Genomic DNA, 8117 nt, shown 5'->3' with positions numbered 1-8117 from the left:
CAGGGCGAGGCGCGACGTGGGCGCGGCCAAAGCCTTTTTCAGCAAGGCGATCAGGCATCAGGGCCAGTCGCCGGAGATCATCACGCTCGATGGCTATGCTGCCTCGCACCGCGCGGTGCGCGAGATGATGGTCGATGGTTCGCTGCCTGAAGACACGAAGGTCCGGTCCTCGAAATACCTGAACAACCTGATCGAGCAGGACCATCGCCATATCAAATCCAGAACGAATGTGATGCTCGGCTTCAAACGGTTCAGAAGCGCCGCGACGACGATTTCAGGCATCGAGTTGACGCATCGCATTCATAAGGGCCAGTTCGATCTCGCGAAGCTCGGCCTTAAGGATGCCGTTGCGCCCGTCGTATGGAATACGGTCCTCTGCGTTCACTAAAGTATCCTTTCTATATGAAGACTTCTCAACCGGCTTACCTATTTGCACCAGAAGCCCAACGACTACCAGCGACATATGGGCGATCACCCGTCTCGATCCTCTCAGCGTATAGCGCGGGATGGTTGAATGAACGTATATGACGACCAAAGCAGACGCGACGGCGGCGACTGCATAACCCGATTGCATGGCGGCCTCTCCTCTGCGCTGAAGATTGCGTTAGGGAAGATTCTCGCGCAACACGATGCTGAACTGCACGGGCTTCACGCCGTCGAGCGCATCGCGGCCTTCATGCACGTTATGGAAAATTTTCAGGGAGTTGCCGACCATCGATTGCGGCGTCTGTGTGATGAGCGCGTCCATTGTTCCGTCGATCAGCAACGCGCGCGTATCGGGCGTGAGTCCATGTCCGACGAAGAGAATCTTCTGCTCGGTCTTTGCCTCGACGATCGCGCGCGCGACGCCATCCGAACCGCCGCCACTGTTGTAGATGCCGGCAAGGTCCGGATGCTGCGCGATCAGATTGCGTGTCTGCACGTAATTGCGCTCGCTGTCGTCCTGCCCTTCGCGCAGCCCGATCACCTTCACTTGCGGAAACGTCGATTCGATCAGATGCAGAAAGCCGATCTCACGCTCCTCGTGCCCGCGATAGTTGAGGCTGCCCGCAAGCATCGCGATCTTGCCTGACGGACGCGGTCCCATGAAGCGCCCCAGCAGCAACGCGGCCGTGCGCCCCGCCGAACGGTTGTCGATGCCGACATAAGCGAGCCTGCGAGAATTCGACAGATCGGAGATCAGCGTGATCGCGGGCACGTTCTGCTCCGCGAGCGCGTTCACGGCATCGCGCACCACGGGATGTTCGAGCGCCATAAAGACCACGCCATCCGCGCGCTGTCCATAGTGCAGCAGACGCGCGGCGAGTTCATTCGGGTTGAAGCTCTCCACATAGTGCACGCGGCAGCGCATGCCTTGCGCGGCCCACTGGTTGTGCGCGAACTCGATGTAATCGCCGAGCATGCGCAGATAGCGGTTCGTGCCGGCCGGCACCAGAAACTCGATCTTCAAGGGCCGCGCGGTTTTGGTCTCGGGCGCCGGCGCGTCGACCACATAGCCCGCCTGCGCGGCGGCCCGCATCACGCGACGCGCCGTCATCGGCCGCACGCCTTCGCGGCCGTTCAATACGCGATCGACGGTCGCCGTCGAAACACCTGCCGCAGCGGCGATGTCCGCGATTCGCGCACGCGGCGGAAAAAGAGGAATGGGCGCGTCAGCCATGCTGATTTCTGAGGGCGTAGTCCATCAAAAACAATCACGATTGCGGTTTGACACGGCGAGTGGCCGTCCCTAGTCTTGCAGCAACATCATGCAGACAGCACAGAGCGTAACGAAAAAGATGCATCGGCGCCTGTCCGGATCTTGATGGTTTTTGATTGAGCATGATGCCACAGCGGCACACACCTAACAAAATTAAGGAGACTCTCGAATGACCAACCTTGTCAGGCGCTCGCTCCTGCGCGCTGCGGCGGCCGTGCCCGTCGCCGGTGCGCTCGGCTTTCCCGCCATCGTTCGTGCCGCCGCGCCGCAGTACGTGTTCAAGTACGGCAACAACCTGCCGCTCACGCATCCGCTCAACGTTCGCGCGAAGGAAGCGGCGGACCAGGTGAAGGAGCAGTCCAAAGGGCGAATGGAAATCCGCATCTTCCCGAACAACCAGCTAGGCGGCGATACCGACATGCTCGCGCAGGTGCGCAGCGGCGGCATCGAAATGTTCACGCCGTCCGCGCTCGTCGTGTCGACGCTCGCGCCCGTTGCCGCGATCAACGCAATTGGCTTCGCGTTCAGCGACTACTCACAGGTGTGGAGCGCGATGGATGGCAAGGTCGGCGCGTACGTGCGCGCGGCGATGTCGAAAGCCGGTCTCGAGTCGTTCGAGAAGATGTGGGACAACGGCTTTCGCGAAACCACGTCCAGCTCGCGCGCAATCGCGAACGCGTCGGACATGCGCGGCCTCAAGATTCGCGTGCCCGTCAGCCCGCTGAGCATCGACATGTTCAAGGGCCTGGGCGCCGCGCCGACGAGCCTTCAGTTCAGCGAGGTCTATTCGTCGCTGCAGACGCATATCGTCGATGCGCAGGAAAATCCGCTGCCCATCGTGCAGGTGGCGAAGCTGTACGAAGTGCAGAAGTACTGCTCGCTGACGAATCACATCTGGGACGGCTTCTGGTTCGTGCTGAACCAGCGCGCGTGGCAGAAGCTGCCGAAAGACCTGCAAGGCATCACGTCCGATGCGTTCAATCAGGCGGCACTGCGCCAGCGCGACGACGTGCGCAAGCTCAACGATGCCGCCGTCGCCGATCTGCAAGGCAAGGGGCTGTCGATCAACCGGCCTTCGCCCGACACGTTCCGCACGGCGCTGCGGCAAGCGAACTTCTATTCCGACTGGAAGGGCCGCTTCGGCAACGAAGCGTGGTCGCTGCTGGAAAGCTACACGGGCAAGCTCGCTTGAATTCACACGAGCTCGCGCAACTTCGCGCGCGATGCCGCGCGGCACGTGCAGGAGCGTAACGTGCCGCGCGCATCGCGGACTGGGGAGATCGATATGACGGATCAGGTGCTGCCGCATGCAGCCATCGCCGATGCCACGGCCGCTTCATCGTTCGACACAGCGCTCGCCGCAAGCGGTCCGAGGCGCTGGCTGCGCCGCTTCGACCGCGCGTTGATCGCGCTCGTCGAATGCGCGTGTGCGCTGCTGCTCGCCGTCGAAATCGTCGTGTTGCTGGCGGGCGTCGTGTTCCGCTACGCGCTGCATCAGCCGCTCGTGTGGTCGGACGAACTGGCGGGCATGCTGTTCCTGTGGATGTCGATGCTCGGCGCAGTGTTGGCGCTGCGGCGCGGCGAGCACATGCGGATGACGGCCTTCGTCAGCCGCCTGTCGCCGCAGCGGCGCGCGCTCGTCGATACGCTCGCGATCGTGCTGTCGATTGCGCTGCTCGCGCTCGTGCTGTGGCCCGCGTATGACTTCGCCGCCGCCGAGACCGTGATCCTCACGCCTGCCTTGCAGATCAGCGATGCATGGCGCGCGTTCGCGCTGCCCGTCGGCGCGGCGCTGATGCTGCTCGTCGGACTGATCCGGCTCGCGCAGCTGGGCCGCATGCGTGACGTCGCGATTGCGCTCGCGTTCGTCGCCGTCGTGGCGGGCGTCATCACGTGGGCCGCGCCCGCGCTGCCCGATCTCGGCAAGGCGAACCTGCTGATCTTCTTCGTCGGTGTGGTCGCAATCGGCATCTTCTCCGGCGTGCCGATCTGCTTTTCGTTCGCGCTCGCGACGTTCGGCTATCTGAGCCTCACGACCGATACGCCGCTCGAAGTGATCGTCGGCCGCATGGACGAAGGCATGTCGCATCTTGTGCTGCTCGCGGTGCCGCTGTTCGTGTTCCTCGGGCTGATGATCGAGATGACGGGCATGGCGCGCGCGATGATCCAGTTTCTCGCGAGCCTCGTCGGTCATGTGCGCGGCGGACTGTCGTATGTGCTGATCGGCACGATGTATCTGGTGTCGGGCATCTCGGGCTCGAAGGTCGCCGACATGGCCGCGATCGCGCCCGTGCTGTTCCCCGAAATGAAGCGGCGCGGCGCGGACGAAGGCGACCTCGTCGCGCTGCTGTCGACGGCGGGCGCGCAAACGGAAACCGTGCCGCCCAGCATCGTGCTGATCACGATCGGCTCGGTCACGGGGCTGTCGATCTCCGCGCTCTTCACGGCGGGCATGCTGCCCGCGCTGGTGCTCGCGCTGATGCTGTGCTTCGTCGTGTGGCTGCGCTATCGCAAGGAAGACCTGAGCCGCGCGCAGGGCTTCAACCGGCGCGAGATTGGCCGCATGTTCGTCGTCGCGTTCCCCGCGCTCGCGCTGCCGTTCGTGATTCGCGGCGCGGTCGTCGAAGGCGTCGCGACGGCGACGGAAGTATCGACGATCGGCATTGCGTACTCGGTGCTGATCGGCCTCTTCGTTTATCGGCGCTTCGCGTGGTCGCGTCTGCCGCGCATGCTGATCGACGCGGCCACGCTGTCGGGCGCGATCATCTTCATCATCGGCTGTGCGACCGCGATGGCGTGGGCGCTCACGCAGTCGGGCTTCTCGCAGGATCTCGCGTCGTTGATGACGTCGCTGCCCGGCGGGTCGTGGAGTTTTCTCGCGCTGTCGATCATCGTGTTCATCGTGCTCGGCAGTGTGCTCGAAGGCATCCCCGCGATCGTGCTGTTCGGCCCCCTGCTCTTTCCGATTGCGCGCGCCGCCGGCGTCGATGAAGTGCATTACGCGATCGTCGTGATTCTCTCGATGGGCGTCGGGCTGTTCTCGCCGCCTTTCGGCGTCGGCTACTACTCGGCGTGCGCGGTGAGCCGCATCAATCCCGATGCCGGCATGCGGCCCATCGTCGGCTATATGAGCGCGCTCGTGCTCGGGCTGATTCTCGTCGCGTTCGTGCCGTGGATATCGACTGGCTTTCTCTGAGCGCCCGTCGTTTCCCAGCCGTTCGCATCACTGTTTCGCAGTTTCATCGCAATCCCTTCTCTGGCATTGGGAGTGTATTCATGAGTCGTTTTTTCGGCGAGATCCGTCAGGCCGGTTATGTCGTGCGCGACATCGAGGCGGCGATGGACCACTGGAGCCGCGTGCTCGGCGTCGGTCCGTGGTTCTATAACGAACGCGTGCCCATCGAGGATTATCGCTATCGCGGCGAGCGCTACGAGGTCCACAACTCGGTTGCACTCGCAAACTCCGGGGACTTGCAGGTCGAGCTGATCCAGATGCGCAACGACGCGCCGTCGATGTATCGCGACTTTCTCGCCGCGGGCCATACGGGATTGCAGCACAACGCTTACTGGACGACTTCGTTCGACGCCGATCTCGAACGTCTGCTGACACAGGGCTTCACGGTGGCGATGAGCGGCAACGTCGGCAAGAACGGACGCTTCGTGTACTTCGACACGGAACAGCATCCGGGAACGGTGATCGAGCTGTCGGAGATCGCGGGACCTAAAGGCAAGCTGTTCGACATGATTCGCGAGGCGTCGCTGAACTGGGATGGCCGCGACGCGGTGCGTCCGTTTCCCGATCTGAGCACGCTATGAGCGCGCCTTCATCACGCGACGACAGCATAGAAGCCGATTACCTCGTCGAGACGCCGCTCGATCTCGCGAAGGTCGCGGACACGATGGCGGGCGAGCAGTCGAGCGGCACGTTCGTGCGCGTCGCCGGCGAAAGCGACGAACTGCGCGCGCGCAGCCGCGCAAGCGTGCTGCGCATCGACGAACTCCAGGCGGCTGACTCGCCGGCGCTGCCGAGCGCATGGCTCATGCGGCAACGCGTGAACGGGCCATTCAGGCGCGCCCGCGTGACGCTGTCGTTTCCCGTTGCGAACATCGGCGCCAATCTGCCGACGCTCGCCGCGACGGTCGCCGGCAATCTGTACGATCTCGGCGAAGTGACGGGCATGCGGCTTGTGTCGCTGCGCGTGCCGCGCGCTTATCGCGAACGCTTCGATCTGCCCGCGCACGGCGTCGCCGGCACGCGGCGGCTGACGGGCGTCCAGCAAGAGCCGATGGTCGGCACGATCATCAAGCCGAACGTCGGGCTGTCGGCGGAAGAGACCGCGCAGCTCGTGCGCACGCTATGTGAAGCGGGCATCGATTTCATCAAGGACGATGAAGTCTGCGCGAATCCATCACATGCGCCACTCGATCAACGGGTGCGCGCCGTGATGCGTGAAGTCCGCGCGTTCCGCGAACGCACGGGCAAGCGCGTGATGGTCGCGTTCAACATCACCGACGATACGGATGCGATGCGGCGTCACGCGGAGCTCGTCGAACGCGAGCAAGGCGACTGCGTGATGGCGAGCATCAACTGGTGCGGGTTCTCGGCAATCCAGACGCTGCGCCGCTCGACGCCGCTCGTTCTGCACGCGCATCGCAACGGCTTCGGCATGATGTCGCGCGATGCGGCGCTCGGTATCGGCTTTCAGGCGTATCAGACGTTGTGGCGGCTCGCGGGCGTCGATCATATGCACGTGCATGGGCTCGCCGGCAAGTTCGCGCAAAGCGATGCGGAAGTGGCCGGGTCGGCGCGCGATTGCGCGACGGCTCTCGCCGAAGGCCTCGGCGATTGCGTGCTGCCCGCGTTCTCGTCGGGCCAATGGGCGGGCACGGTCCCCGCGACGTTCGATGCAACCGGCAGCGCGGATCTGCTTTTCATGTCGGGCGGCGGCATTCTTGCGCATCCGGATGGACCTGCGGCCGGCGTACGCAGCGTTCGCCAGGCATGGGACGCGGCGCAGTCCGGCACGCCGCTGCACGACTATGCGGCCCATGCGCCGGAACTGCGCACCGCGCTCGCGTTCTTCGGCGCGCGCACATGAGCGCATCGAGCGTCGCGCCGTACGGCTTCTACGGCGACGATTTCACGGGCGCGACCGACACGCTGGCGCATCTCGCCCGCGCCGGTCTGCGAACGCTGCTCTTCCTCTCGCCGCCGACCCGCGCGCGCCTCGACAGCGTCGGTCCGCTCGACGCGATCGGCATGGCGGGCGCGGCACGCGCGATGCCGCCCGCTGCGATGGCCGGCGAACTCGCGCGTGTCGGCGCATGCTTCGCCGCGCTCGGTGTGCGCGTGATGCACTACAAGGTCTGCTCGACATTCGACAGCGCGCCGGACACCGGCAACATCGCGACGGCCATCGCCACGCTGCGCCGCCATTTCGCGAATCCGTTCGTGCCCATCGTCGGCGGTCAGCCTGGACTGCTGCGCTACTGCGCGTTCGGGCAACTGTTTGCGGCAGCGGGAAGCGGCACGCGCGAAGTCCATCGGATCGACCGCCATCCGACGATGAGCCGCCATCCCGTCACGCCGATGAACGAATCCGATCTGCGCGTGCATCTCGAACGGCAAGGCATGCGCGACGTGACGTTGGTCGACTGGCGTGCATACGCATTGCCGTTTGCTGAAGTCGATGCGATGGTCGATGCGAGGCTGTCGGCGGGATCGTCCGCGATACTGTTCGACGTGCTGTGTGACGACGACCTCGCGATGATCGGCCGGCTGATCAATGAACGCTCTCGCCACGCGCCGATGCTCGCCGTCGGCGCAAGCAGCGTCGCGCAGGCATGGTGTGCTGCGGCGGCTTCGGATGTGGCGACTTCGGATACGCTGCAAGCGAGCGCCCGATCGCAAGCGCTCGGCCGCGCGCAAGGTCCTGTATTTGCGCTCGCGGGCAGCCTGTCACCGTTGACAGCCGCGCAGATCGAAGCCGCTCACTCGTACTGGAAGATCGAACTCTATCCGCGTGGGCGCGACGGCGACGTGTTGCGATTCGACGCGGCACCCATCGTCGATATGTTGCGCGAAGGCCGGCATGTGCTCGCCTTCACGCGACGTGCGCAAAATGAAAACGATGCAAGCCGCGCACAGACCACGCATGCGACGGCGGCACTGCTGCGCGACGTGGTCCGGGCCGCTCGCCCCCGGCGCATCGGCATTGCGGGCGGCGATACGTCGAGCCACGCGGCACAGGCGCTCGACGCATGGGGCCTTTCCTATCGCGCGCCGCTGACGACGGGCGTCACGGTGTGCCGCCTGCATGCCGACGAGCCTTCGCTCGACGGCACCGAGATCATGTTCAAGGGCGGGCAGATGGGCGGGACGGATGTCTTTGAGCGCTTGATTTCGGGCTGATCTCGG

The 8117-nt window shown here is 64.5% G+C and carries 7 protein-coding genes; 6 read left to right on the top strand and 1 reads right to left on the bottom strand.

Features of this window, described 5'->3' with window-relative positions:
• On the top strand, positions 1 to 388 hold a 388-nt coding region (locus GCT13_RS33260), incomplete at its 5' end, for a DDE-type integrase/transposase/recombinase (protein ID WP_152765570.1).
• A 216-nt stretch (positions 389 to 604) separates the two neighbouring features.
• Here GCT13_RS33260 and GCT13_RS33255 read toward each other — a convergent pair.
• On the bottom strand, positions 605 to 1660 hold the full coding sequence (locus tag GCT13_RS33255) for a LacI family DNA-binding transcriptional regulator (protein ID WP_152765568.1): 1056 nt from the start codon (positions 1658 to 1660) through the stop codon (positions 605 to 607).
• Between the two features lie 208 nt (positions 1661 to 1868).
• On the opposite strand from GCT13_RS33255, the gene GCT13_RS33250 reads away from it, so the two are divergent.
• The 5 genes from GCT13_RS33250 to GCT13_RS33230 all read left to right on the top strand — a co-directional run bounded on the left by GCT13_RS33250 (position 1869) and on the right by GCT13_RS33230 (position 8111).
• On the top strand, positions 1869 to 2891 hold the full coding sequence (locus GCT13_RS33250; protein ID WP_152765564.1) for a TRAP transporter substrate-binding protein: 1023 nt from the start codon (positions 1869 to 1871) through the stop codon (positions 2889 to 2891).
• A 93-nt stretch (positions 2892 to 2984) separates the two neighbouring features.
• Positions 2985 to 4895, top strand: a complete 1911-nt coding sequence (locus tag GCT13_RS33245) for a TRAP transporter large permease (protein WP_152765561.1) — start codon at positions 2985 to 2987, stop codon at positions 4893 to 4895.
• A gap of 80 nt (positions 4896 to 4975) precedes the next feature.
• The gene (locus tag GCT13_RS33240; protein ID WP_152765558.1) at positions 4976 to 5515 is read left to right on the top strand and encodes a VOC family protein; all 540 of its coding nucleotides are present in this window, start codon (positions 4976 to 4978) and stop codon (positions 5513 to 5515) included.
• Complete coding sequence (locus tag GCT13_RS33235) at positions 5512 to 6798, top strand: ribulose-bisphosphate carboxylase large subunit family protein (protein ID WP_152765555.1); 1287 nt, start codon at positions 5512 to 5514, stop codon at positions 6796 to 6798. Before GCT13_RS33240 ends, GCT13_RS33235 begins: the two co-directional genes overlap by 4 nt.
• On the top strand, positions 6795 to 8111 hold the full coding sequence (locus GCT13_RS33230; RefSeq protein WP_152765552.1) for a four-carbon acid sugar kinase family protein: 1317 nt from the start codon (positions 6795 to 6797) through the stop codon (positions 8109 to 8111). The genes GCT13_RS33235 and GCT13_RS33230 overlap by 4 nt, the downstream gene beginning before the upstream one ends.
• The last annotated feature ends 6 nt before the right edge of the window (positions 8112 to 8117 follow it).

Source organism: Paraburkholderia franconis (genome assembly GCF_009362735.1).
Taxonomy (GTDB): Bacteria; Pseudomonadota; Gammaproteobacteria; order Burkholderiales; family Burkholderiaceae; genus Paraburkholderia; species Paraburkholderia franconis.
The sequence above is the reverse complement of the archived record's forward strand: the minus strand, read 5'-3'. Positions and strand labels throughout refer to the sequence as shown.